A 22,787-nucleotide genomic window follows, 5' to 3' on the forward strand; every position below is an offset into this window, starting at 1 on the left:
CCTCATGGCGCACGTGGACGAACGCACCGCCCGCCGCGTCGCCGAAGAGGCACGCGAAACGGCGTGGCGGCTGCCGAGCTTCGGCAAGCAGCTCTTTCTCGGCGACTTCCGGCTCGACCTCATCCACCCCCACCCCCGGGTGGACGAGGAGGAGCGGGGCAAGGGCGAGGAGTTCCTGGCGCGGCTCCGGGAGTTCTGCGAGACGAAGGTGGACGCCCGGATCATCGAGCGTGAGGCCCGCATCCCCGACGACGTGATCAAAGGGCTGAAGGCCCTCGGCGCCTTCGGGATGAAGATCCCTGAGCAGTACGGCGGCCTGGGCCTGAGCCAGGTCTACTACAACAAGGCGCTCATGCTCGCCGGGTCCGCGCACTCCGCGATCGGCGCGATGCTGTCGGCCCACCAGTCCATCGGCGTTCCCCAGCCGGTCAAGCTCTTCGGCACCGACCAGCAGAAGCGGACGTTCCTGCCACGCTGCGTCAACGAGATCAGCGCGTTCCTGCTCACCGAGCCCGACGTCGGCTCCGACCCGGCCCGGCTGCGCACCACCGCCGTCCCGGACGGAGACGACTACGTCATCGACGGCGTCAAGCTGTGGACCACCAACGGCGTCGTCGCGGACCTGCTCGTCGTCATGGCGCGGGTGCCGAAGTCCGAGGGCCACCGGGGCGGCATCACGGCGTTCGTCGTCGACGCGACCACCGAGGGGATCACCGTCGAGAACCGCAACGCCTTCATGGGCCTGCGCGGCATCGAGAACGGCGTCACCCGCCTCCACCAGGTCCGTGTGCCCGCCGCGAACCGCATCGGCGAGGAGGGCCAGGGCCTGAAGATCGCGCTGACCACGCTCAACACCGGGCGCTTGTCGCTGCCGGCCATGTGCGCGGGGGCGGCCAAGTGGTGCACGAAGATCGCCCGTGAGTGGTCGAAGGAGCGCGTCCAGTGGGGCCGCCCGGTCGGCGAGCACGAGGCCGTCGCCACCAAGATCTCCTTCATCGCCGCGACGGCGTACGCGCTGGAGGCGATGGTCGACCTGTCCAGCACCCTCGCCGACAACGAGCGCAACGACATCCGCATCGAGGCGGCGCTGGCCAAGCTGTGGACCTCGGAGATGGCCTGCCGCGTCGCCGACGAGTTGGTGCAGATCCGCGGCGGGCGCGGCTACGAGACCGCCGAGTCCCTGGCCGCGCGCGGCGAGCGGGGCGTACCCGCCGAGCAGCTCCTGCGCGACCTGCGCATCAACCGCATCTTCGAGGGCTCCTCGGAGATCATGCGGCTCCTCATCGCCCGTGAGGCGGTCGACACGCACCTGTCGGTGGCCGGCGACATCATCGACCCCGACGCCGACATGAAGGCGAAGGCCAAGGCGGTCGGCCGCGCGGGCGGCTTCTACTCCACCTGGTTCCCCACGCTTCTCGCCGGCGCGGGACAGCGCCCCGGATCGTACGCCGAGTTCGGCCCGCTGGCTCGGCACCTGCGCTACGTCGAACGCTCCGCGCGAAAGCTGGCCCGCTCGGTGTTCTACGCCGCGGGGCGCTGGCAGGGTGGCCTCGAACGCAAGCAGGGCTTCCTCGGCCGCATGGTCGACATCGGCGCCGAGCTCTTCGCGATGAGCGCCGTCTGCGTCCGGGCGAGGGCCGACGACCGGCCCGAGGCGTACGAGCTGGCGGACGCGTTCTGCGAACAGGCGCGGGTGCGGATCGGCGAGCTGTTCGACCGGCTCTGGCACAACACCGACGCCCTCGACGGGAAGGTCGCCAGGCAGGTGCTGGACGGCCGCCACACCTGGCTGGAGGAGGGCGTGCTCGACCCGTCGATCCCCGGCCCGTGGATCGCCGAGGCCGAGCCCGGCCCGACCGAACGCGAGAACGTCCACCGCACCGTCGCCTGACGAACGACGAGATCCCCGGGGGCCACCGCGCGTAGAGTGCGGCGGCCACCGGGGATCGATCATGTCGGGCGGCGGGAAAGGCCTCCGGGCCTTCGTCGGAGTACCGGTGACAGCTCCCGCTCACCGGAAGGTGCCCACTATGGACGTCAGAACGTGAAGGGCGCGCGGATCGCCGAGCCGACCGCACACATGCCCGACGCCTTCGCCGCGCTCTACGACGAGCATTTCCCCGCCATCCACAACTACGTCGCGAGCCGCCTGGGCCGGGACGTCGCCGACGACATCGCCGCCGACACGTTCCTTATCGCCCTGCGGAAACGCGGCGGGTACGACCCGGCGAAGGGCGCCGTACGGCCCTGGTTGTTCGGCATCGCGACGCGGCTCGTCGCGCAGCACCGGCGGCAGGAGATGCGCCGGTACCGCGCCCTGGCCAAGCTCGGCCCCGAAGAGGTCGCCGACAGCCACGAGAACCGCGTCATCAACTGGGTCCGCGCCGAGGGCCTGCAGCCGCGCCTGGCCAAGGCGCTCGCCGCGCTACCGCGGGGGCAGCGCGACGTCCTGCTGCTCAGTGCCGTCTCCGGGCTCTCCCACGAGGAGATCTCCGAGGCGCTCGAAATCTCGTACGGAACGGTCGGCTCGCGGCTGAGCCGGGCCCGCCAGAAGGTGCGCTCCGTGCTCGGGGAGGACAACGATGGATGACCAGCGCATGATCCGGACCTTCCTGGCGGAGGCTCCGCCGTCGGCGGAGGTGATCGCCGAGGGGCGGCGGCGCGTCCTCGCCCAGGCGAAGCCCCGCTCACAGCCTCGGGGCACGGCCTTCCGGCTGGGGCTGGGCGGGCTGGGCGTGACGGCGACGGCCGCCGCGACCGCGGTCGCCCTCACGATGAGCGGCGGCTCCCCCGCCTCCCGGACCACACCGACGACGGAGCTCACCGCGCAGCAGGTGCTGCTCGCCGCCGCGCAGAAGGCCGCGTCCGAACCGGTCGGGCGCTACTGGCACTCCCACGTGATCACCGGCCAGGCGTACCACGTCGCGACGGGCGACTACGTGATCACCGGCGTCCGGCACGAGATCGACCAGTGGATCGCCCGGACGGATCGGGACGACGATGTCTTCCGCAGCCGGTTCGCCGGGGCGATCCCGCAGACGCCCGCCGACCGGGCCGCCTGGCAGCGCGCGGGCTCGCCGACGACCTGGCGCGTGCTCTCCAACGGCCAGTACATCGCGCAGACCGCGACCCCGGACAAGTGGGATCTCGTACGAACGACGCCGTCGGAGCGGAAGAGCTACGAGACGATGGTGGCCCAGGCAAGGAAGAAGTGCGCCGCCAAGCCGCGGACGTGCCCGCCGAACCCGGACCTGCCCCAGGCCGAGCGCGAAGCGCTCGCGGACGACCCGTCGGCGCTGCGGGCGCGCCTGCTCAGCCCCGGCGGCGTAGGAGAGCCGGGCGGCGTGCTCGGCAACGCCTTGCACTTCCTGGCGGAACCCGGCTCGCCGAAACTGCGCGCCGCCGTCTTCCGGGTGCTCGCCGGCATGCCGGGCATCCGCAACAAGGGTTTGACCAAGGACGTGCGCGGACGGACCGCCACGGCGCTGGCGACGCGGAGCTCCGACGGGCGGGGCACGTTCGACGTCGAGCTGCTGCTGCGGCCCGGCACGTATCAGGTGCTCGGCACGGAGACCGTGCTCGTGTCCGGTCGAGGCGCCGAGACCCAGGGCATGAAGCCGGGGACCGTCTTCACGCAGGAGCTGTTCCTGGAGATGGGCTGGGCGAACACCGCCCTCCGCTGACCGAGCCCCGATCCCCGGCGGTCGGCATCGCGGTTCTCGCGGCGGCGACCGCCGGGGATCAGCGCTTCAGGAATCCCGTTAGCTCCTCGAAGGATCCAGGAAGCCCGTCAGCTCCTTGAGGACGGCCTCGGGGCGCTCCTCGGCGAGGAAGTGGCCGCAGTCCTCGATCATCCGGCCCGTGACGTTGTCGGCGTAGTCGCGCCAGACCGCGACGACGTCGATCGTCCGCAGGAAGCTGTGCTCGGCCCACAGGGCCAGCATCGGCATCGGGATCCGCCGGCCGGCGTCGGCCTCGTCGTGCTCGGCGTCCTCCTGGAACGCCCGGTAGTCGTCGAACCCGGCGCGCAGCGCGCCCGGCCGCGAGAACGCCCGGACGTACTCCGCGATGTCCTCCTCCGGGAGCGGCACGTGCGACCAGCCGTCGATGAGGTACCGCACGTACGCCCCGGGGTTCGCCCCGGCGAGCAGTTCGGGCAGGTCGGGCTGCAGGTGGAAGAGCCAGTGCCAGGTGCGGCGAGCCAGATCCGCGTCCATCCGCCGCCACATCTCGCGCGTCGGGATGATGTCCATGACGACGAGCCGCTCGATGTCCCCGGGGTGGTCGAGCGCCCAGCGGTGCGCCACGCGGGCGCCCCGGTCGTGGCCGATGACCGTGGCCGACTCGTGCCCGAGGGCGCGGATGAGCCGATGCAGGTCCTCGGCGCGGGTGCGCTTGTCATGGCCGTCTGTCGGCAGGTCGCTACGCCCGTAGCCGCGCAGGTCGGGAACCACGACCGTGTACGCCTCGCTGAGCGGCCCGACGAGGTGCCGCCAGCAGTGCCCGGTCTGCGGCCAGCCGTGCAGCAGGACGAGAAGCGGTCCGTCACCCGTCCGCCGGTAGTGCAGGCGGATGCCGTTCACCGTCGCAATCGTCATCTCTAACCCCCTTATACGGTTATGGCGATTCTAACCATATGATGCGGTTATGGGGGATTGGCTCTGGTACGGCGGACGGCCGAGCGTCGACCTGGTCAACACGGTCCGCGATCGCAAACTCGGCGGGCGTGAGACGCTGCGCACCCCGGCCGACCTCGAGGCGTGGCTGCGTACGGCGGACCTGCCCGGCGTTCCCGGCGAGGACGACCTGCGGGCCGCCCGCCGCCTGCGCGAGGCGATCGACCTCCTGGCTTTCCCCACCGCGAGCCCAGCGGACCGCGGCGCCGTCGCGGAGGCCGGCGACGGCCTTCCCCGCACCGCCCGGGAGGCGGCCGACGTGATCAACGCGGCGGTCGCGGCGGCGCCGCCGGTCCCCCGCCTGGCGCTGGACACCGCGGAACGTCCCGTCGCCGCGCCGCGCGATGAGTCGACGGCGGCGGCACTGGCCGTGCTGGCGGTCGACGCCGTCGAACTGCTCACCGGCGACGACCTGCTGCGGGTATGCGCCGCGCACGACTGCGGGATCCGCTTCGTCGACGGCTCTCCGGCCCGCAGCCGGCAGTGGTGCTCGATGCGCCGGTGCGGCAACCGCACCAAGGCACGACGGCACTACGACCGCACCCGGACCTGAGATCGCACGGATCCGCGACGGAGTGTCACCGCCGACCGCCATAATCGCAGGATGATCGACAGCGAGGACCGCGACCTGCTGCGGAGCTTCATCCGTGAAGCCCTGGCGACCGGCGACGACGATTTCGACACCATCGTCGAGGAGTGCGTCGAGTACCTCGACACCGCGCCCGACTCCGACGCGGTCGCCGAGGCGGCCACCGAGATCGCCAAGGAAGAGTTCGCGGCCTACCTCGCCGACCAGGAGACCTGGCCGGACGTCCTCGACTCCGACCGGCTGCTCCGGGCGTTCCAGGACCTCGAGGCCGCCGGCATCGTGGCACGGGCGGACTTCACCTGCTGCCAGAACTGCGGCGTCACCGAGATCGGCGACGAGGTGCCCGAGGGCGCCGAGATGCGCGGCTACACCTTCTGCCACCGCCAGGACATCGAGGCCGCCGTCGAGGGACACGGGCTCTACCTGTCGTACGGCGGCTTCGATGGAGACGTCGCCACCGCGACGCGGATCGGCGAGGAGGTCGTCGCGACGCTGGACCGGCACGGCCTGGCTTCCACGTGGAACGGCGATCACACCAAGCGGATCGACGTCCCCATCACCTGGCGACGACGGCGCTTCGGCGAGCTCGCCGCCTGGCCCGGAGGCCCCGAGCCGGAGACCGCCGGCCCCCTCAAGGTGACCTACTGCGACTACGCCCGGAGGCGGGCGCAGGACGACGCGGTCCCGATGTCGCTCGCGGAGTCCCGCGGCGTACTGCTCGATCTGAGGCCCCGCAAGGGCAACTTCGCCACGTTCGAGGGCCGGTCCGGCGCGATCGTGCAGATGATGTGGGAGGACGGGCCCCGGCTGTGGCTGGAGAGCCCGGACTCCACCGCGCAGTGCTCGCGGGGCCGCCACGTGACGCCGTCCGAGGCGGACGAGCTGATCGGCGTCCTCGCTGAGGAGGACCGGGTGGACCTGGCCCGGCTCGGCGATCTGGAGGTCAGGCCCTGGCCGGTCCAGTGAGCCGTCAGATCGGAGGGATCCGCTCGCGTCGCATCCGTGGGACCACCGGGCGTTTCTCCAGCTGAAAGACGCGGTCCCAGGCCGCGTCGAGCTGCGCCTCCAACTCCCGGATGCGCTTCTCCAGGCCGATGACGTGCCGGATGCCGATCAGCGTGACGCCCTCATCGGCGAGCTCGATGACGCGCCGGATCCGGCCGATCTCGTACGCCGAATAACGACGATGGCCGCCGGGGGTACGCCGGGGGCACACGACGCCGTACCGATCGAGACGATGCAGGAACCTCCGGCGCGTCTCCAGCATCGCGGCGGCCTGCCCGACGGAGTACAGCGGCCGGTGTTCTTCTTCAGTGAGGACCATGACGCGCCCATGGTGGAGCATGGAGGGCCCGCCGCACGGACGGCACACGCCCACGTTGTGGGCTTCTTTACGAACAGGGCCCAGGTGCCGGGACCTTCCGTGCCGGCGAATCACGCGGCCGGGCGGGGGCGTTCCCGCCCGGCGTGCCACCGACGTTCACCTGCCGCGGCGCCTTCGGTCGATCATCGACGCGCATCCGTGAACGAGTGAGACGGCCGCCTGCGGAGGCCGCTCCGTCGACTACGCGGCTCCGGGATTCGGACCAGGTTTCGCCTTCTCGTTCTCCCACTCTATCCCGATCTTTATGTGGGCTTGGGCCGATGATGTGGCGACAACAATGGCTGCGCCTGACGTTACCGTAAGACCCACCTCCATCGATACCTTGCTCGGCGGATTAGCGAGGGCCGCGGTCTCCTTATCGATCTCATTGGCAACTGCCCGCACGATATGCAAGCCGTTCTCCAGAGCCGCCTCCGCGCGAGTGCTGATACCTTCCCGGACCCGACTTGCAGGCACCGGCCCATCATAGTCACCGGAATCGTTGACCGCGAATGGAATTGTAATCCCATCCGAGATTCGAACTTCCACATATTTTTGCGACATATATTCCTCTAGCAATCCGTTAGCCGACCGGGCAAACTCGCCCCCGCCAAGCACTGGCCGGCGCGTTGGCCAGGTCACGATCAAGCGAATTGGGATACCAGGTGCGACATATTTCCCGCAGCCACTGCCAGGGATCGGTGGAGTCTATGACATAACCCTCGTCCTCGGTCCCCCCGTCGAGACGCGCGGGCAGCGAGTCGGGTACGACGTCGACTTTCGAGTCATTGATTCCGAACCAACCAGGCACACCGAGGAGCCGGTTCCGATCCCAAAGCTTCATCTGAACAGGGTGACCCGTACTTTCATCGGCTACAGCGAGCTCCAGTTTATTCGGGTCTTCCCGGAATCTGACGTTCGTTACCTGCGTACCTTGTGGCGTGTACAAACGCCCCACTCTTCGGTGCGATCCCAGATTCCAGATATCGACGTAGTTGGACTGTAGCAGCGCCAGGAAGTGCCCGCTATCGTCAACTGCCGGCGGAATATCCCAGGACGCAAGGTGACCGCCGACGGAGAATTCGGATCCGGGGACGGTAGCGCCATCAGAAATACGCACACGCCGCACCTGGTCACCATCGTGAGCGATGAGTTCATTCGAGCGAGGGCGAAATATGATGAATCCCTGCGACTCTGATTCATGCTTTGCAGGAACTGTAATAGGACCCGTCAATCTGCGGAAATCCCGAGTATCCCAGATGCTCACCTTGGCATCGGTCTCGTCCCAGTGCGCCACCAGCAAACGACTTCCCGCGAAATCAACGGTGGTCGGCGCCTCCATGTCGATTCGCCCCAGCGGCAGCAAGCCCGGGAGTCTCCATAGCTGAATCGGTGTCGAGTCGCCGCTGACGAGGGCGAGCAATCGACCATTCGGATCGACCTTCAAGTGCAACTCCTCGACAGCCTTCGACCCGACCACGCTAGTGCCCGTGCCGGTGCGGCGCCGAGTCTTGACGTCCCATGCTTCTATATGACGGTCAGCGAAAAGCAGAATCAGGCAGGTTCCCACAAGCTCAGCGCGGGAGGCATCACTCAAGGCCGACTGGAGTGGGTCTGGGCGCGCCACACGCACCAGAAGCATGGAGTCCTCGCCCGCAAAAAGGATGCGTTGCGATCCGGACGGTTCAGGGGTGATCCTCACGGGGGAGAATCCGTCTGGCGTGGAAAATGACAGAAACCGTTCACCGGATTTCCCCGCCGCGGTGCTGACCAGTTGAAGTGCTGAGCTTGTAGCGGCGGCATACTCACCGTCCGTACTGAATGTGGCGCTCACGTGATTGCAGTCCACCACTCCGCGCGCCCTATAGCTGCCGTAGACATGCCCACTGATCAGACCACTCAGTCGCATAACCGGCGACCCATCGGATCTCTTACAGGAAATCATCCGCGGTTCTTTGGCATCAGCGTTCAGTAGTTCTATCCCATTAGGGACATCAAAGGATTTGACTCCTCGCCGATCAACCAACATGGGCTTGGCGTCACGCCAAGCCAGCACGGCACCGGACGAGAGGACCTTCGACGCAACGATCGCACCCGGCGGCAACTGTCCGCTCGAATTGAGTTCGCTTGGAAATTGGATTTCGCGTCGTGCTGCGCCTGCGCGAGCCGTATCCACCAAGCGCAACGCACGGTCTCCACTGTTGCCGTACCCGACCCAACGACCGGTCGCATCCGTGATCAAAATATCGCCGCCGAATGGAAGTTTCCGCACGGGGCGACCGCTATGCGCGTCCCAGACCGTGCTCGGGCCATTCGCGTATGAGGTAATGAGCTGAGAATTACCCAACCAGGCGATGGAGGTATGTGCACCATGAGGCGCGGGGATGTCTACCTTTACCGGGCGCGAGCGCGTCAAGTCCCACGCTTCCAGCCGGCCGTCGGAGGCCTGCAAGACCACACCAGACGCATCGGAGTTGATGGGTTCAGCCGCGAGGTAACGGTAACTGCCCGGAAGAATCGCATCTGCGAACCGGAGCCGATCCGCCCACCTGTACAACTGGGAGCGGGTCGTGAGGTCGTCGTGGGTCCGAAAGCCTCGAATGGCGAGCGACAGGGACTGCAGCGGCCGAGTATCTCCCAACTGATCAGACCTGGCACGCAAAGCCTGAGCCGCATCAATGGCATTCTGGTCGGACTGTTGACCACGATATTTCACGACTACGGCGAATATGGATGCACCGAGTGCTGCGACGAGTACGACCGCGAGATATCGATATGCCCATCGAATCGTGTTGAAGGTCACACTGGCTCGGATGAACGCGTGCTGATGCTGCGTCATCTCGTCCCGGTGCGCGCGACCTTGGATGCGCGCATCGCGCAAAGCAGCGCCCCGCAGGAGCCTGGCATTCCCCGGTTGCAGATGCCATCGCTGCACCTGTCGGTCCAATTCGTCCTGCCAGGACCGGAAATCCCTATCCTCTGCAACCCATTCATGCAACCTGGGCCAATGGCGCACTAGGGCTTCATGCGCGAGCTCGGCTGTAACCCGATCATCCGTCAACGTGCCGAGCGTCACCAACCTGCTTTCGGCCAACTCCCGGGCCAGCTCCGCAGCGGTCTCGAGTTGCTCCAGCGAGACCATTCGCCGCACGAATCGATCGGGGTCGACCGGGCTGACCATCTGGCACAACAGCCAACGTAGCCGCGCCGCACGGGCATCGTCGACGAGGTAACGCTGGCATATCTGCTCGGCGTAAAGAGCCAACGCCCCTACGACTCCGCCCAGTTCGCGATATACGGCGTGGGTGAGCCGCCCTCGTTCCTGCCGCTCCCACAGCAAGGTCAGAGTAAACTCGATCAAAGGTAGTGGGTTTCGCTCTTCGCCAACGTCCCGGAGAAGCGTATCGACCAACCCACGTTCATATACCGGCATCCCGGGCGCCGCGAGCGGACCTTCGATCATGGTCCGCAACTCCGGGCCGCTGGGTGCGGTGAGAACCTCGATATTGCCGGCGATTCGGTGGCCGACTCGCGGGCTGGAGAGGATCCCGTCCAACGATTCCGAACTGATCGTCACAAGCACGTCGACTCGCGGCTCGCGCCGATGGGAGCGCTGCGCATCGAGAAGTGCGGTCAGAAGCATCTCGGAATCGTTCGGATATTGGGCCAGCGCCTCATCGAACTGGTCGACGACGATCACCAAGCGGCGTAGGTCACGCGTGATTAGAATGCGATTTAGCGCATCGTCGAGGCTTCCCTTTTGTAGTTGATCGGCCAGCTCTTCCATTTTGGTCAGCGTTCTCTCATCGGGATGCAGCTGATCGAGGAGAGCTCCCGCAAGGGCACGCCATGGGCTACTGCCGGCGGCCGGCCGGAACACCACCGCCCCAGCGCCTGCACTGATAAGAACAGGAAGGATCCCCGCGAGGACCAACGATGACTTGCCGCATCCCGACGGACCGGAAATCAATCGAAATCCGTCGCGGTCCAGTTTATCGGCCACACCTCTGATGCGCTCATCTCGGCCGAAGAAGTAATCCGCGTCCATCTGCCGAAAGGGCTGCAGGCTCCGAAACGGGCTCGGCTGGGCGGCGATGTCACCCAACTGCTGCCAAGAATCATGGAGCGCGTCCCCGGACAAGGCGTATGCGATGCGACGCTCCGGCCTATTTTCAACGTCTATTATCATACCAATGACCGCACGCGAATCGAGGTCGACCAGGGGGCTGCCACTGAATCCGCGCTGCATCGGCACGCCGTAATCTCGATCGTCCTCGATCTGAAGTACGCCATCGGCGATCGGCCCGCGTACGACGCCTTCGGACCAGACGCCTCTATCCCGGTTTTCGGTCACACCGAAAGCACGTACCTGATGTCCGGTTACGTCATCTGCAGTGACCACCCGGAGTGCCTTGGATCCGTCAGGAACGGACTCAACAGACAAACCAGCAATATCGACCTCATCGTCGGCGAGATGCACGACGGTTGCGACCCGCTCCTCCCCCGGCGCCACCAGGGGGAAGTCGATCGTCACCTCGTCTCCCAAACGCACGGGCGCCCCGCCCGTAGCCGCACCGACCACGTGTGCGCACGTCAGGACACGCCCCGGGCCTACGAGGAAGCCGATTCCGACCGGCGCGGCATCCTTGGCCGAGGAGGACTTGGCGAAGAGACGGACGATGGCCTGGTCAACCAGTTCGCCCACAGTCCCCCGTCCCCCAACGAGCAAGATCGCCGCTGCCCCGATAAGGCAGATTACCGCTTTTATCGGCGAAGCCGACATCAACGGTCGAAGCGCCGACCCTACGAATGCGACGAGTCGAGGACCTCACGTCACATGGCCGGTTTTCACACCGTCGGCATGACCCTGGAAGAGCGCATGAACAAGCGCGGAGCGGTCGAATTGATAAGCGGCGACGGCACACGGCCACGGCCACCCGCCGCAGGTCGCGGGTGGCGAATCCGCCGTGCCGCGTCGCCGAGCACACGACTCAATGAGCGTAGGGCGGGGTGCCGCACCCCGCCCTACCGGTGGATGGCCGCCCGAGCGGCGTGAGTCAGAGGCGCTCGATGATGGTGGCGTTGGCCTGGCCGCCGCCCTCGCACATCGTCTGCAGGCCGTAGCGGCCGCCGGTGCGCTCCAGCTCGTGCAGGAGCTTGGTCATCAGGATGCTGCCCGTCGCGCCGAGCGGGTGGCCGAGGGCGATCGCGCCGCCGTTCGGGTTGGTCTTCTCCAGCGAGGCGCCCGTCTCGCGGGCCCAGGCGAGCGGGACCGGCGCGAACGCCTCGTTGACCTCGAACACGTCGATGTCGTCGATCGACAGCCCGCCCTTCCGCAGGGCCTTCTCGGTGGCCGGGATCGGCCCGGTCAGCATGTACACCGGGTCGGAGCCCTCGACGACGAGCGTGTGGATGCGCGCCCGCGGGGTCAGCCCGTGCTCGCGGACGGCCTCCTCCGAGGCGATCAGCAGCGCGCCGGCGCCGACGGAGATCTGCGAGGCGATGGCCGCGGTCAGCTCCCAACCCTCGCGCAGCGGCTGCAGACCCGCCATCTTCTCCAGCGAGGTGTCCGGGCGGGCGCCCTCGTCCTTGGTCACGCCGGCGATCGGCGCGGTCTCCCGGTCGAAGTGACCGTTCTCGATGGCGTGGACCGCGCGCCGGTGGCTCTCCAGGGCGAACGCCTCGAGGTCACCGCGCTTGAAACCCCACTTCTCGCACATCAGCTGCGCGCCGCGGAACTGGGAGATCTCCTGGTCGCCGTACCGCGCGGACCAGCCCTCGCCGTACGGGAACGGCATGCCCTTCTCGAGGGCCATGGCGACGCTGGAGCCCATGGGGACCATGCCCATGTTCTCCACGCCGGAGGCGACGACGAGGTCCTGGGTGCCGGAAAGGACGCCCTGAGCGGCGAAGTGGATCGCCTGCTGGGACGATCCGCACTGGCGGTCGATGGTGACGCCGGGCACCCGCTCGGGCAGCCCGGCGGACAGCCACGCCGTACGGGCGATGTCGAGCGACTGCGGGCCGACCTGCATGACGCAGCCCATGATGACGTCGTCGACCGCCTCGGGGTCGACGCCTGTGCGCTCGACCAGTTCCTTGAGCACGTGCGCGCCCAGGTCGGCCGGGTGCACGGCGGCCAGCGCGCCCTTCTTGGTGCCTACGGGGGTACGGACCGCTCCGACGATGTACGCCTCGGCCACGACGCCTCCAAGTCTCTTCTCGGGGTTCCGTCCCAATCAGAACCGAACCAAATTCGGTCAGTACGAGGTTACCTCGCTCCGGCGACTCGTCCATATGACGGAGCTCTCAGGAATCTAGGGTTGGACGCATGGAACACCCCCGTTGGGACGCCTGCGAGCTCACCGTGGGACAGGTGGCCGCGCGCAGCGGCGTCGCCGTCTCGGCACTGCACTTCTACGAGGCCAAGGGCCTGATCCGCAGCCGTCGCACGGCGGGCAACCAGCGCCGCTACGCCCGGGACGTCCTGCGGCGCGTGGCGTTCATCCGGGTCTCGCAGCGCGTCGGCATCCCGCTGAAACAGATCCGGGAGGCTCTCGGCCGGCTTCCGGAGGAACGCACCCCCACCCGCAAGGACTGGGAGCTGCTGTCCGCCACGTGGCGGACCGAGCTCGACGCGCGCATCGAGCAGTTGCAGCGCCTGCGTGACGACCTGACCGACTGCATCGGCTGCGGCTGTCTGTCGCTGAGCCGGTGCCGCCTGTCCAACCCGTTCGACCAGCTGGGCGAGGAGGGCTCCGGCCCCCGGCGCCTGCTCGCCGAGAAGGCCTCTGCCGGGCGTTCCGGGGAGCCGGCGGCGGCCCGGTCCGGGGCCTCCTCGGATACGGACGCCTGCGACGGCGATCAGTGCGGCTGACCAGGGCCACCCGTCGCTGAGCCGGGCGGCGGCGCCTGCCGCTCGTACGCCGTGACGACGGCCTCGACCAGCCCCGGGAAGCGGGCCTCGAGGTCGTCCCGCCGCAGTGTCGTCCAGCGGCGGTTGCCGTCCTCCCGCTGACGGATGACGCCCGCCTCGCGGAGCACGCGGAAGTGGTGCGTGAGCGTCGAAGGCGCGACGTCCACGGGGAACGTGCCGCACGCCCGTTCCGGGTCGGCGCGCAGCGTCTGAACGATCGTCATTCGCGTGGGATCCGACAGCGCGTGCAGGACGTCCAGCACGTCCAGCTCGTCGGCCTCCGGGTGAGTCAGCACACGGCGTTGCGATCGGGGCATCGGGACGACCTCTCTTTCGACAACCATCGTACAACCGTGGTACGACTTTCGTCGTACGACGAACATCGAAACTCGAACGAGGAGACGTCATGCGTGCTCTCGTCATGACCGCGCCGTCACAGGGCCCCGACCGTACGGAGGTCCGGGACGTGGAGGCGCCGTGCCCCGGCACCGGGGAGGTGACCATCGACGTCGCCCACGCGGGGATCAACTTCATCGACGTCATGGCCCGCCGCGGCGACGCCGGCTACGCGTCCTGGCCCTTCGCACCGGGCAAGGAGGTGGCCGGGACCGTACGGGAGGTCGGCGCGGGCGTCACGGGCCTGACCTCCGGGCAGCGGGTGGCCGCGTTCCTGCCGGGAGCCGGCGGGCTGGCGGAGGTCGCCCTCGCACCGGCCGCGCTCACCGTCCCGGTCCCCGACGAAGTGCCGTCGGCCGTCGCGGCGGCGGCCCCGCTGATGCTCGCGACCGCCCTGCTGCTGCTCACGGACGCCGCCCGGTTCAGCCCCGGCGAGACCGTGCTGGTGCACTCGGCCAGCGGAGGCGTCGGCGGCGCGGTGGCGCAGCTCGTCCCGGTGTTGGGCGGCGGACGGCTCGTCGGCACCGTGGGCCGCGCCGACAAGATCCCCACGGCCCTGAAGAGCGGCTACGACGCCGCCGTCCCCCGCGATGGCGACCTTGCCGAGGCAGTGCGCGCGGCCGCCGACGGCGGCGTCGACGTCATCCTGGACCCGCTCGGCACCGCCCTGCTGGACGCCGACGTGGAGGTGATCAATCCAGGCGGACGCGTCGTGCTGTTCGGCAACGCGGGCGGCGGGCAGGCCGCCGCGCTCCCCGGCCTCGACCGGCTGCGCGCGGGGAACATCGCCATCAGCGGGTTCAGCATCAGCGCCCTGGCGGTCACGGCGCCCGAACGCGTGGCGGTGGCGCTGCGCCGCGTCCTCGACCTCATCGCCGAAGGGCGGCTGGACGTCCCGGTCACCGAGCTCGGTTCGCTGTCCGAGGTCCCCGCCGCCCACCAGCTGCTCGCCGACGGGCGCGGCACCGGCAAGTACGTGGCACGCATCGGCCCGGCGGAATCCTGACAGGAGATGTCAGCCGGGACGGGCGATCATCGGTACGGCCGCCGACCGCGGCCGATCGACCACACTCGCCGAGGACGCCGTGCACCCCCACAACGACGCCCGGATCCGGCGGGCCGAGCGCCTGCTGATCCCCGCCACCTTCATCACCTCGCTGGGCAACAACATCCAGCTGATCGCCGCTGCGCTGCTGCTCGTCCGGGCCGAGCGGACGATGCTGGCGGTCGGCTGGCTGTTCATCGCGGTCGCCGCTCCCCAGGCGGTGCTGTCCCCCTTCTTCGGCCGCCTCGCCGACCGGTTCGACCGCCGTACGCTCTGGGTCTGCTGCGATCTGGCCGGTGCGCTCGCCGCTCTGGCCCTGCCGGTCGGGCTGGCGGCCGGTGCGCCGACGAACGCCGTCGTCTACGCCGCCAACCTGGCGCTGGCAGTGGTCGCCACCCTGTTCGTGCCGGTCAGCGCGGGCCTGATCAAGGAGCGGGTCCGGCCCACCGAGCTGCGCCGGTTCAACGCGAACTACGAGATCGCGATGCAGGCCGGCATGCTGCTGTCGGCGTCGGTCGGCGGCTTCGCCGTCCAGTGGTTCGGGGCCGTACCGCTCTTCGCGTTCAACGCCGGGACGTTCGTCGCGTCGGCGCTGTGCGTGTTCGCGGTCGGCCGCCGGCCCGCGCACCCGGCCCCCGCGCCGGTGACCGGCCCGCACGACGCGCCCGCCGGGGCGGACCGGCGCGTGGCCACCGGCTGGCTCATCCTCCTGTACGCGCAGGGCAGTGTCGTCGTGACGGTCTTCAACGCGCTCCTGCCCGTCCTCGTCGTCGGCGAGCTGCACCGCGGCAGTGCGATCCTCGGCCTGGTCGACGCCCTGGGCGGTACCGGCTTCCTGCTCGCGGCGGCGGCGTATCGCCTGGTCGGTCGCAGGTTCCGCGACCTGCGCATCGCCCTGACCGGGTTCCTGCTGTGCAACGGCATGCTGGTCCTGCAGCCGCGGTACGGCGTCGCCGGGCTGATGCCGTTGGTGCTCGTCGGCGCGTGCGGGTTCGGGCAGGCGCGCATCGCGTCGCGGGCACTGCTGCTCGCCTCGGCCCCTGAGCACCGGATCGGGCGGGTCTTCGGCGTCGCCAACGCCTGCGCCCTCGCCGGCACCGTCGGCGTCATGCTCGTCGTGGCGACGATCACCGACCACTCGGACACCCGGTACGGCTTCGCGACACTCGCGGCCATCAGCCTTCTCGCCGCCGCCCTCCCCGCCGTCGCCCTCGCCCGAGGATCCCGTCGGGCGCGCACACCGGAGCCGGCGACCGTGGCCGGCGACGGTCCCGACCCCGGTTCGGGCGATCTGCAGCGAGCGGTTGTCTCGTGAAGCCGACCATGGCCGCTTGGCAGGCGAGGGCCGGTGGACGCGAAGGATCAGATCGATTGCCTCTTCGGCCGCTCGCCGGCGGACCGCAGGTCGGCCTGGGTATCCCCGATGTCGGTGATGAGGCTCGCCAGATCGTCGGAGTCGATGCCGGCCGCCTTCTGCGCCTCTTCCAGGGCGGCCAGGAACAGACGCTGCCTATCGCCGAAGTGACCGTGCACGTTCTGGTCGCCGACGCCGGCCGCGGCGGCGATGGTGTGGTCAGTGGGAGGCCGGTCCGGGGATACGGACGCCGGCGGAGCGGAGCTTGGTCTCGAGAAGCGCGACCAGCCGGGCCGTGGCCGATCCCTGCTCTTCGCCGTGGTGGGCGATCAGCTGGTACCGGGTCGCGGCCTCGGTACGGGCTTGCAGGCCGGTCACGATCTTCAGCTGTGCGGGGTTGGCGAGGCAGTGGTCGGCGAAGGCGGTGGCGAGCTCGTCGATGCGCGGATCGTCCGGTTCCCAGGCCGCGGCTTCGACGCCACGCTTGAACAAGGCGACGAACCGTGGGTCGTCGAGGGCGTGCTCGATATGGGTGAGGTAGTCGTCGAAGCCTTCGGGGACCAGGGCCTTGGCCAGCACCCAGCCCTCCCTGGTGGCCGCCACCTCGTCTGTGGGGAAGCCGAGGCCGGGCATCCGCTCCAGCAGCGCCACAGCCCGGTCGGGCAGCAGCGCCCGGTCGCCATCGGCGAGCCGGTGCAGTGTGTCACGCCGCGCGATCAACTCCTCGATCCGTTCGGTGAGTTGCCGCTCGACGTCGGCGAGCGCGGCGGCGAACCGCGCGGCGTCGGCGTCGAGCAGGGGCCCGATCTCGGCCAGCGGCACCCCGGCGGCGGCCAGCGTCCGGGCCTGCACCAGTCGCAGCAACTCGGCCGATCCGTACCGCCGGTAACCGGAGCTGTCGCGTTCCGGCTCCTCGACCAGGCCGAGCTTGTGGTAGTGCCGCACCGTCTTCACCGTGACGCCGACGAATGCCGCCGCCTGCCCGATCGTGACTCCGTTCCTCACCTGCTCAGCCTGCCCGATCGTGACTCATCTGCTCAGCCTGCCTTGTGCTCGAGCTCGGCGGCTACGCAAGCCACGGCCGAGCATCTGGACGGGCCACGCCGAGCTCGCCCGGCTCGGCGTGGCCCCGGTTCGCGTTCTCCCTGATGTACGACCGGAGGGAATCGACCCCCAAGGCGTACGGGCCACAGGTGTCAGTCCGTCGACTGAGCCGGATCGACCTGTCCGCCGCAGAACACCTCGTTGACGAGCCGTTGCTGGGCGCTCTGGAAAGCTGTTGCGATGGACAGGTCGGCGTCGTCCACACAGTTCAGCGCGGCGGTCAGGGTCTTGCTGCCGTCGGGGGTGCTGTACATCAGCGTCGCGTAGCCGGCCATGCCGCCGTTGTGGGTGATGACGGTGCCACCGTTCGGGCCCATGTCCTGCACGAACACCCCCAGGCCGTAGCCCATCTTCGGGATGCCCGTCGGATGCGGCGTGCACATCTCGGCCAGCAGCTCGGCCGGCAGGAGCCTGCCGCTCATCAGCGCGGAGATGAACGTGGCCAGATCCTCGGTGGTCGAGATCATGTCACCACCGGTGGAGACCCACGAGGGGTTGTGGCGAGTGATGTCGATCGTCTTGGTCTGGCCGGCGTCCTCGTACCGGTAGTAGGCGTGGGCGTGCGGCGCGGGGATCTCCGCCGAGGCGTCCGGCGCCACCGTGCCCGACAGGCCGAGCGGCCCCAGGATCAGCCGCCGCATCTCCTCGGCGAGTGAGCGGCCGGTGACCTTCTCGATCAGCAGCCGGGCCAGCACGTAGTTGGTGTTGGAATAGCTCCAGCCCGTCCCCGGCTCGAACCGCGCCGGCTTGGACAACGCCGGCCGTACCAGCTCCTCCGGCCGGTAGGCCCTGAACCGGTTGTCCACCCACTCTTTGCCCGTGATGCCGTAGGGGTTGGGGATCCCCGGCACGACCGTCCCGTCGTCGTGGACCTCGCCGCTGAAGTTGAACACCCCGCTGGTGTGCTGCAACAGCATCCGCACCGTGATCCGCTCGTCCAGCCCGAACTCGGGCAGGTAGCCGGCCGCCGGCGTGTCCAGCGCGATCTTGCCCTCGGCCACCAATTGCAGTACCAGGGTCGCGGTGAAGGTCTTGGTGTTGCTGCCGATCCGGACATGCCCGTTCGTCGGCGGCTTCGCGGCCCCGCCCAGCTCGGCCGCACCCGCGCTGCCGGCCCACTCGCCCCGCTCATCGTGCACACGCAGCGACACCCCGACGAAACCGGAATCGACGATCTCCTCGATCGCCTTCTGCAACTCCGGGCGATCCTGCCCGGCAGCAGCCGCCGGCGCAGCCTCACTGTCGGCAGTGGCCACCCCGGCGTCGAGGGCGGCGGTGATCTTGCGGGCCATCTCGGCCGTGGTGGTGCTGGGCTTGTCCAGATGGACCTGGGCGGCTTCGATGGCGAGGAGGACGGTGCTGCGGAAGTTGTCGGCTTCTGCCGGAGCCTGCTCGCCGAGCAGGTTCATGGCCGCGGTCAGGGCCGGCAGTACGCGGTCGGCGAGTTCGGCGACGGTCTTGCCCTTCAGCTCGATGTCCTTGGCGTTCGCGGCGAGCACGTGCCCGACCAGACCGGTCGCCGATGTCAGGGAGATGGAGGCATTCGCGGCGGCCCTGCGGGGCGAGCTGGTGGCGGCGGCCATCAGCGACAAGGCGCCGTACGCGGCGGTCCGCAGGGTGCTCTTGTCCTGGCCGGAAAGGGTGATGGACATCGCGGTCTGCTCCTCGGAATCTGTCATGTCGGGGTCGGCGTCGCGCCGCTGCGAGGAGCTTCCACCCTGACCCAAGGTCAACCTCAACGATGATCTAGATCACAGCTCGCTCGCCGCGAACGGCGAGGTAACTCCCGCGCGGACTCCGCTCACCCGGCTGATCAGTGGTCAGTCGACTCAATGCGGGTTTCAGGCGTGCGTGGACCCGCTGACGGCCGATTCACCGAGGATCGCGCCCTGGTGGCGGGAGATGCCGCATGGGGCATCTCCCGCCGGATCCGTCAGGCGGGTATGAAACTCACGGACACGCCCGCGTGGTTTCCGGAGCCGCCGACGATGTTGGAGCGGAAGGCGCCGTCGGTGCCGGCGCTGTCATAGGAGTTCGATCCGATGAACGGATTGTCCCAGTGGAAATGGATGCGCTTGTTGTTGTTGGCCGGATTCCGGCAGGACTGGGTGAAGTAATCCGCTTCTCCCTCGGTCCCGGTGGCGATTCCGGCGGACACCGACTCCCACCGCCCCTGGTCGCCCAGCAGGATGAGCTGGGGCGGCCGGACCTCGAACTCGCCGTGGTCGAGCCGGGTGGTGACGAGGGTCAGGTCACAGCGGGTGAGGTTGTTCAGGAACACCTCGACGCTGCGGGCCGAGTCGGCGCTGGCCGGAGGGATGGACGCGAGTAGACCGCCGCCCAGGACGGCCGCGGCCACGGCGGTCCTGAATCCGGCTCGCATGGGGATTCCGATGTTTCGCATGAGATTTCCTCTCTTGGAGGTCGAAGAATCTCGACGAGTCCAAGGTAGGAACGGCAGCGGAAATGCGTTATCCCGAAACCTGGGGATTGCGGGCCGGCGGTGGGCGAGTTATCGGCCGACGGGACGGTCGGCCATTGACGAATCAGCCTAAAGGATATCAGGGGACATATCATCGAATGCGCATTTCATCCGGCGGCTGCCGCCCAGCCCCGCTGCCGGATACCGTTGGCGTCCCCAGGACGCGGCACATCACCGAGTACTGAGCGCGCTTGCTCCCACTTAGCTGGCGTGGATGCGGGGGCGTTGTTCGGGGTCGGGTTCGGCACGTCGCAGGACCTCGCGGGTGACGGGGGCGACCTCGCCATCGCCGAAGACCAGGAAGCGCAGGAGGTGGCCGAGGGGGTGGCCTTCGGTCCAGTTGAAGTAGGCGTGGGGGATCTGGCCGGTGCGGTCGCGCATGGACATCAGCACGGCGGCGATGGTGTTGGCGACGACCGGTCCCCGGACGGACAGGACGGCGTTGCCATAGCGTTTTTCGCCGGTGACTTCCAGGTCGGTCGTGAAGTCCGAGGAGTCGCTGACGGTGACCTCCAGAAATAGCCGGTCGTCGGCGGCCGAGGTCGCGGTCTCCTCGCGGAAGCCGTTGCGTTTGTCGCGGTATTCGGCGGCGTCGCGCCGCTGGGGCTCATGCGCGATGATCCGCAACGGTCCCGCGGCCACAGCCCGGTCGATCAGCGTGGTCGCGGTGGCGTCGAAAGTGACTCGGGTGCTGCGCAGTTCGAACGACCGGCGCACCCGGGAGGCGAACGAGGTGATCAGGATCCCGAGGATGAACATCGAAGCGATCTTGATGCCGTCAGGCCGCTCGACCACGTTGGTGGCCAGCGTGTAGCCGAACACCGCGGTGATGAGGCCGAATCCGACGGTGGCGATGCGCTGGCCCCTGGCGCGGGCGGCGATCGTCACAGCGAATGCCCCCGTGAGCATGAGAACCAGGACGCCGGTCGCGTAGGCGCCCCCTTGGGCGTCGACGTCGGCCCGGAACATCACCGTGATGATCACCGCGATCGCGACGAACACCAGCACCAGCGGCCGGACCGCCCGTGCCCAGTCGGGGGCCATGCCGTAGCGGGGCAGGTACCGCGGGACCAGGTTGAGCAGGCCGGCCAGAGCCGACGCGCCCGCGAACCACAAGATCGCGATGGTGGAGACGTCGTAGACCGTGCCGAACGCCCCGCCCAGGTACCGGTGGGCCAGGTAGGCAAGGGCGCGGCCGTTGGCCTGCCCGCCGGGTTGGAACTCGTGGGCCGGGATGAGCAGAGTGCTGGCCAGGCTCGACAGCAGCAGGAATCCGCTCATGATCAGCGCGGCGGTCGTCAGCATGTGGCGGGTGTTGCGGATCCGCCCGGCCGGGTGGGCCTCGGTGTCGGAGGCATCGCCGTGCACCTGCGGCATGACCGCCACACCGGTCTCGAACCCCGACATGCCCAGCGCCAGTCTGGGGAACACCAGCAGGGCCACCCCGATCATGCCCAGGGCCGACGTGTGCTGGGTGGTGGCCGCCGTCCACCAGTCCTTCATCACGACCGGAGTGGCCGCCACATGCGAGGCCGCCGTCACCAGCACCACCAGGTTGAGCGACAAGAAGACCGCCACCAGCGCGACGGCGATGCCGATCGCCTCCCGGAACCCCTTGAGGAATACCGCACCCAGCGCGCCCACCATGACCAGGGTGATCCACACTTTGCTGCCGCGGGCCCACTCGGGTGCCAGTGGATTGTGCACCATGTGGGCGGTGGCATCCGCCGCCGACATCGTGATCGTGATGATGAAGTCGGTCGCTGCGAACCCCAACAGCACCAGGACCATCAGTTTGCCCGCCCACCAGGGCAGCAGCCGCTCCAGCATCGCGATCGATCCCTCGCCGCGCGGGCTGTCGGCCGCCACCCGCCGGTAGACCGGCAGCGCCCCGAACAAGGTCAACGCGATCAGCACCAGGGTCGCCAGTGGCGACAGCAGACCCGCCGCCAATGCCGCGATACCCGGCTGGTAGCCCAGAGTGGAGAAATAGTCGACGCCCGTCAGGCACATCACCCGCCACCATGGGCGCCGGTGCTGCTCGCTCGAGACCGTCCCGTGCGGACCCGGATGCCGGGTGCTCTGCTCGGCCAGCCCCTCCAGCAACCAATCCCGCCAGCGGCGCTCTGGCGTCCTGTTCCGTTCGCCCTTCTGAGCAGGTACGTCAGTCCTGGCCTGAGCCATCTCTACCGTTCCCCCAGCACAGAACGGCCCGAGCTACCCGGGCCCCGAAAGTCGATCACCAGCCGTACAGCGGGCGGCCGGCCGTGCACTGCCTTCGTCACCGCAAGGTCAGCAGCGCGCGCAGGGAATCGGCCAGAGCCTCCTGGCCCAGGGGAGGCTCATCGTGCAGCATCGCCTGGATCATCACACCGTCCACGTACACCGTGATGGCCAACGCGGCGGGTCGGGAAATGCGCGCGCTCAGTAGATCGACCATCTCCTCGAACCAGCGGCGGGCGATCGGGCGCAACTCGGGCCGGTGGGTGGCGGCCAGGTACATCTCGACCATCAGCACCGGCTGCTTGACGCACCGCATCTGCCCAGCGATCAGCTCCGCGAGTGAAGCCGCCACATCATCGCTGCAGGCGATGCCCTCGGACAGCGAACGCATCGCTTGGAGGAACTGCTCACCGACGTACGCGATCGTTTCGTCGATCAGGTCCTCCAGCGAGGAGAAGTAGTACGTGGTGGAGCCCAGCGGAACGCCGGCGCGCTCGGCCACCAGCCGATGGGTGAGCTTGCCGACGCCGACCTCTGCGATCAGCTGCCCCGCCGCCTCGATGATGGCGCGGCGCCGCCCCTCCGGGTCACGGGCAGCGACCACAGACCACCTCCGCCTCCAGGGCCCTACGTCCGACC

20 protein-coding genes are annotated in these 22,787 nt (G+C 68.7%); 8 read left to right on the forward strand and 12 right to left on the reverse strand.

The genetic code is table 11. From position 1 onward, the window contains the following. Positions 1–4 precede the first annotated feature (4 nt). The 3 genes from AB0I04_RS27485 (at position 5) to AB0I04_RS27495 (ending at position 3,683) form a co-directional block, all read left to right on the forward strand. Positions 5–1,891: an acyl-CoA dehydrogenase family protein gene (locus AB0I04_RS27485; protein ID WP_360890216.1), complete on the forward strand. Its 1,887-nt coding sequence runs from the start codon at positions 5–7 to the stop codon at positions 1,889–1,891. Between the two features lie 153 nt (positions 1,892–2,044). After that, a complete protein-coding gene (locus AB0I04_RS27490) occupies positions 2,045–2,590 on the forward strand; it encodes an RNA polymerase sigma factor (RefSeq protein WP_360890219.1) in 546 nt (181 codons plus the stop codon). Next, a complete protein-coding gene (locus AB0I04_RS27495) occupies positions 2,583–3,683 on the forward strand; it encodes a hypothetical protein (RefSeq protein ID WP_360890222.1) in 1,101 nt (366 codons plus the stop codon). Before AB0I04_RS27490 ends, AB0I04_RS27495 begins: the two co-directional genes overlap by 8 nt. Before the next feature lie 78 nt (positions 3,684–3,761). On the opposite strand, the gene AB0I04_RS27500 is transcribed toward AB0I04_RS27495, so the two are convergent. Next, complete coding sequence (locus AB0I04_RS27500; RefSeq protein ID WP_360890225.1) at positions 3,762–4,598, reverse strand: alpha/beta hydrolase; 837 nt, start codon at positions 4,596–4,598, stop codon at positions 3,762–3,764. Positions 4,599–4,647: 49 nt separating this feature from the next. Here AB0I04_RS27500 and AB0I04_RS27505 point away from each other — a divergent pair, with 49 nt between their 5' ends. Both AB0I04_RS27505 and AB0I04_RS27510 read left to right on the forward strand, forming a co-directional pair. After that, positions 4,648–5,229, forward strand: coding sequence for a CGNR zinc finger domain-containing protein (locus AB0I04_RS27505; protein WP_360890228.1), 582 nt, complete (start codon positions 4,648–4,650; stop codon positions 5,227–5,229). A 51-nt stretch (positions 5,230–5,280) separates the two neighbouring features. After that, positions 5,281–6,231 (forward strand): hypothetical protein, encoded by a 951-nt coding sequence (locus tag AB0I04_RS27510; protein WP_360890231.1) that lies wholly within the window; start codon positions 5,281–5,283, stop codon positions 6,229–6,231. A 4-nt stretch (positions 6,232–6,235) separates the two neighbouring features. On the opposite strand, the gene AB0I04_RS27515 is transcribed toward AB0I04_RS27510, so the two are convergent. The 4 genes from AB0I04_RS27515 to AB0I04_RS27530 form a co-directional block, all read right to left on the reverse strand. Beyond that, complete coding sequence (locus tag AB0I04_RS27515; RefSeq protein ID WP_360890234.1) at positions 6,236–6,589, reverse strand: MerR family transcriptional regulator; 354 nt, start codon at positions 6,587–6,589, stop codon at positions 6,236–6,238. Between the two features lie 240 nt (positions 6,590–6,829). Beyond that, positions 6,830–7,192: a CU044_2847 family protein gene (locus tag AB0I04_RS27520; RefSeq protein ID WP_360890237.1), complete on the reverse strand. Its 363-nt coding sequence runs from the start codon at positions 7,190–7,192 to the stop codon at positions 6,830–6,832. A gap of 19 nt (positions 7,193–7,211) precedes the next feature. Next, positions 7,212–11,411, reverse strand: a complete 4,200-nt coding sequence (locus AB0I04_RS27525) for a trypsin-like peptidase domain-containing protein (protein ID WP_360890240.1) — start codon at positions 11,409–11,411, stop codon at positions 7,212–7,214. A gap of 274 nt (positions 11,412–11,685) precedes the next feature. Continuing rightward, complete coding sequence (locus AB0I04_RS27530) at positions 11,686–12,831, reverse strand: acetyl-CoA C-acetyltransferase (protein ID WP_360890243.1); 1,146 nt, start codon at positions 12,829–12,831, stop codon at positions 11,686–11,688. A 128-nt stretch (positions 12,832–12,959) separates the two neighbouring features. On the opposite strand from AB0I04_RS27530, the gene soxR reads away from it, so the two are divergent. Beyond that, positions 12,960–13,505, forward strand: a complete 546-nt coding sequence (gene soxR / locus AB0I04_RS27535) for a redox-sensitive transcriptional activator SoxR (protein WP_360890246.1) — start codon at positions 12,960–12,962, stop codon at positions 13,503–13,505. Here soxR and AB0I04_RS27540 read toward each other — a convergent pair. Beyond that, entirely contained in the window at positions 13,493–13,888 is a 396-nt protein-coding gene (locus tag AB0I04_RS27540) for a metalloregulator ArsR/SmtB family transcription factor (RefSeq protein ID WP_360890249.1), read from the reverse strand. The genes soxR and AB0I04_RS27540 overlap by 13 nt on opposite strands. 62 nt (positions 13,889–13,950) lie before the next feature. Between AB0I04_RS27540 and AB0I04_RS27545 the strand changes: the two genes are divergently transcribed. Then, entirely contained in the window at positions 13,951–14,946 is a 996-nt protein-coding gene (locus tag AB0I04_RS27545; protein ID WP_360890251.1) for a zinc-binding dehydrogenase, read from the forward strand. 79 nt (positions 14,947–15,025) lie between these two features. Then, the gene (locus tag AB0I04_RS27550; protein WP_360890254.1) at positions 15,026–16,300 is read left to right on the forward strand and encodes an MFS transporter; all 1,275 of its coding nucleotides are present in this window, start codon (positions 15,026–15,028) and stop codon (positions 16,298–16,300) included. A 47-nt stretch (positions 16,301–16,347) separates the two neighbouring features. Here the strand turns inward: AB0I04_RS27550 and AB0I04_RS27555 are convergent, their stop codons facing one another. The 6 genes from AB0I04_RS27555 to AB0I04_RS27580 all read right to left on the reverse strand — a co-directional run bounded on the left by AB0I04_RS27555 (position 16,348) and on the right by AB0I04_RS27580 (position 22,752). Then, complete coding sequence (locus tag AB0I04_RS27555; RefSeq protein ID WP_360890257.1) at positions 16,348–16,518, reverse strand: hypothetical protein; 171 nt, start codon at positions 16,516–16,518, stop codon at positions 16,348–16,350. A 40-nt stretch (positions 16,519–16,558) separates the two neighbouring features. After that, on the reverse strand, positions 16,559–17,344 hold the full coding sequence (locus tag AB0I04_RS27560) for a MerR family transcriptional regulator (RefSeq protein ID WP_360890260.1): 786 nt from the start codon (positions 17,342–17,344) through the stop codon (positions 16,559–16,561). A gap of 191 nt (positions 17,345–17,535) precedes the next feature. Continuing rightward, complete coding sequence (locus tag AB0I04_RS27565) at positions 17,536–19,095, reverse strand: serine hydrolase domain-containing protein (protein WP_360890263.1); 1,560 nt, start codon at positions 19,093–19,095, stop codon at positions 17,536–17,538. A gap of 281 nt (positions 19,096–19,376) precedes the next feature. Continuing rightward, entirely contained in the window at positions 19,377–19,847 is a 471-nt protein-coding gene (locus AB0I04_RS27570; protein ID WP_360890265.1) for an aegerolysin family protein, read from the reverse strand. Between the two features lie 279 nt (positions 19,848–20,126). Next, on the reverse strand, positions 20,127–22,031 hold the full coding sequence (locus AB0I04_RS27575) for an amino acid transporter (protein WP_360890268.1): 1,905 nt from the start codon (positions 22,029–22,031) through the stop codon (positions 20,127–20,129). A gap of 175 nt (positions 22,032–22,206) precedes the next feature. Continuing rightward, positions 22,207–22,752, reverse strand: a complete 546-nt coding sequence (locus AB0I04_RS27580) for a TetR family transcriptional regulator (protein WP_360890271.1) — start codon at positions 22,750–22,752, stop codon at positions 22,207–22,209. Between the last annotated feature and the right edge of the window lie 35 nt (positions 22,753–22,787).

This window comes from Actinoallomurus sp. NPDC050550, assembly GCF_040655075.1.
Classification (GTDB): Bacteria; Actinomycetota; Actinomycetes; order Streptosporangiales; family Streptosporangiaceae; genus Actinoallomurus.

Excerpts from the sequence above, each read along its gene's own strand:
- AB0I04_RS27485 (WP_360890216.1), top strand. The coding sequence starts at position 5 with ATGGCGCACGTGGACGAACGCACCGCCCGCCGCGTCGCCGAAGAGGCA.
- AB0I04_RS27495 (WP_360890222.1), top strand. The coding sequence starts at position 2,583 with ATGGATGACCAGCGCATGATCCGGACCTTCCTGGCGGAGGCTCCGCCG.
- AB0I04_RS27500 (WP_360890225.1), bottom strand. The coding sequence starts at position 4,598 with ATGACGATTGCGACGGTGAACGGCATCCGCCTGCACTACCGGCGGACG.
- AB0I04_RS27505 (WP_360890228.1), top strand. The coding sequence starts at position 4,648 with ATGGGGGATTGGCTCTGGTACGGCGGACGGCCGAGCGTCGACCTGGTC.
- AB0I04_RS27510 (WP_360890231.1), top strand. The coding sequence starts at position 5,281 with ATGATCGACAGCGAGGACCGCGACCTGCTGCGGAGCTTCATCCGTGAA.
- AB0I04_RS27515 (WP_360890234.1), bottom strand. The coding sequence starts at position 6,589 with ATGGTCCTCACTGAAGAAGAACACCGGCCGCTGTACTCCGTCGGGCAG.
- AB0I04_RS27520 (WP_360890237.1), bottom strand. The coding sequence starts at position 7,192 with ATGTCGCAAAAATATGTGGAAGTTCGAATCTCGGATGGGATTACAATT.
- AB0I04_RS27525 (WP_360890240.1), bottom strand. The coding sequence starts at position 11,411 with ATGTCGGCTTCGCCGATAAAAGCGGTAATCTGCCTTATCGGGGCAGCG.
- soxR (WP_360890246.1), top strand. The coding sequence starts at position 12,960 with ATGGAACACCCCCGTTGGGACGCCTGCGAGCTCACCGTGGGACAGGTG.
- AB0I04_RS27540 (WP_360890249.1), bottom strand. The coding sequence starts at position 13,888 with ATGGTTGTCGAAAGAGAGGTCGTCCCGATGCCCCGATCGCAACGCCGT.
- AB0I04_RS27545 (WP_360890251.1), top strand. The coding sequence starts at position 13,951 with ATGCGTGCTCTCGTCATGACCGCGCCGTCACAGGGCCCCGACCGTACG.
- AB0I04_RS27565 (WP_360890263.1), bottom strand. The coding sequence starts at position 19,095 with ATGTCCATCACCCTTTCCGGCCAGGACAAGAGCACCCTGCGGACCGCC.
- AB0I04_RS27570 (WP_360890265.1), bottom strand. The coding sequence starts at position 19,847 with ATGCGAAACATCGGAATCCCCATGCGAGCCGGATTCAGGACCGCCGTG.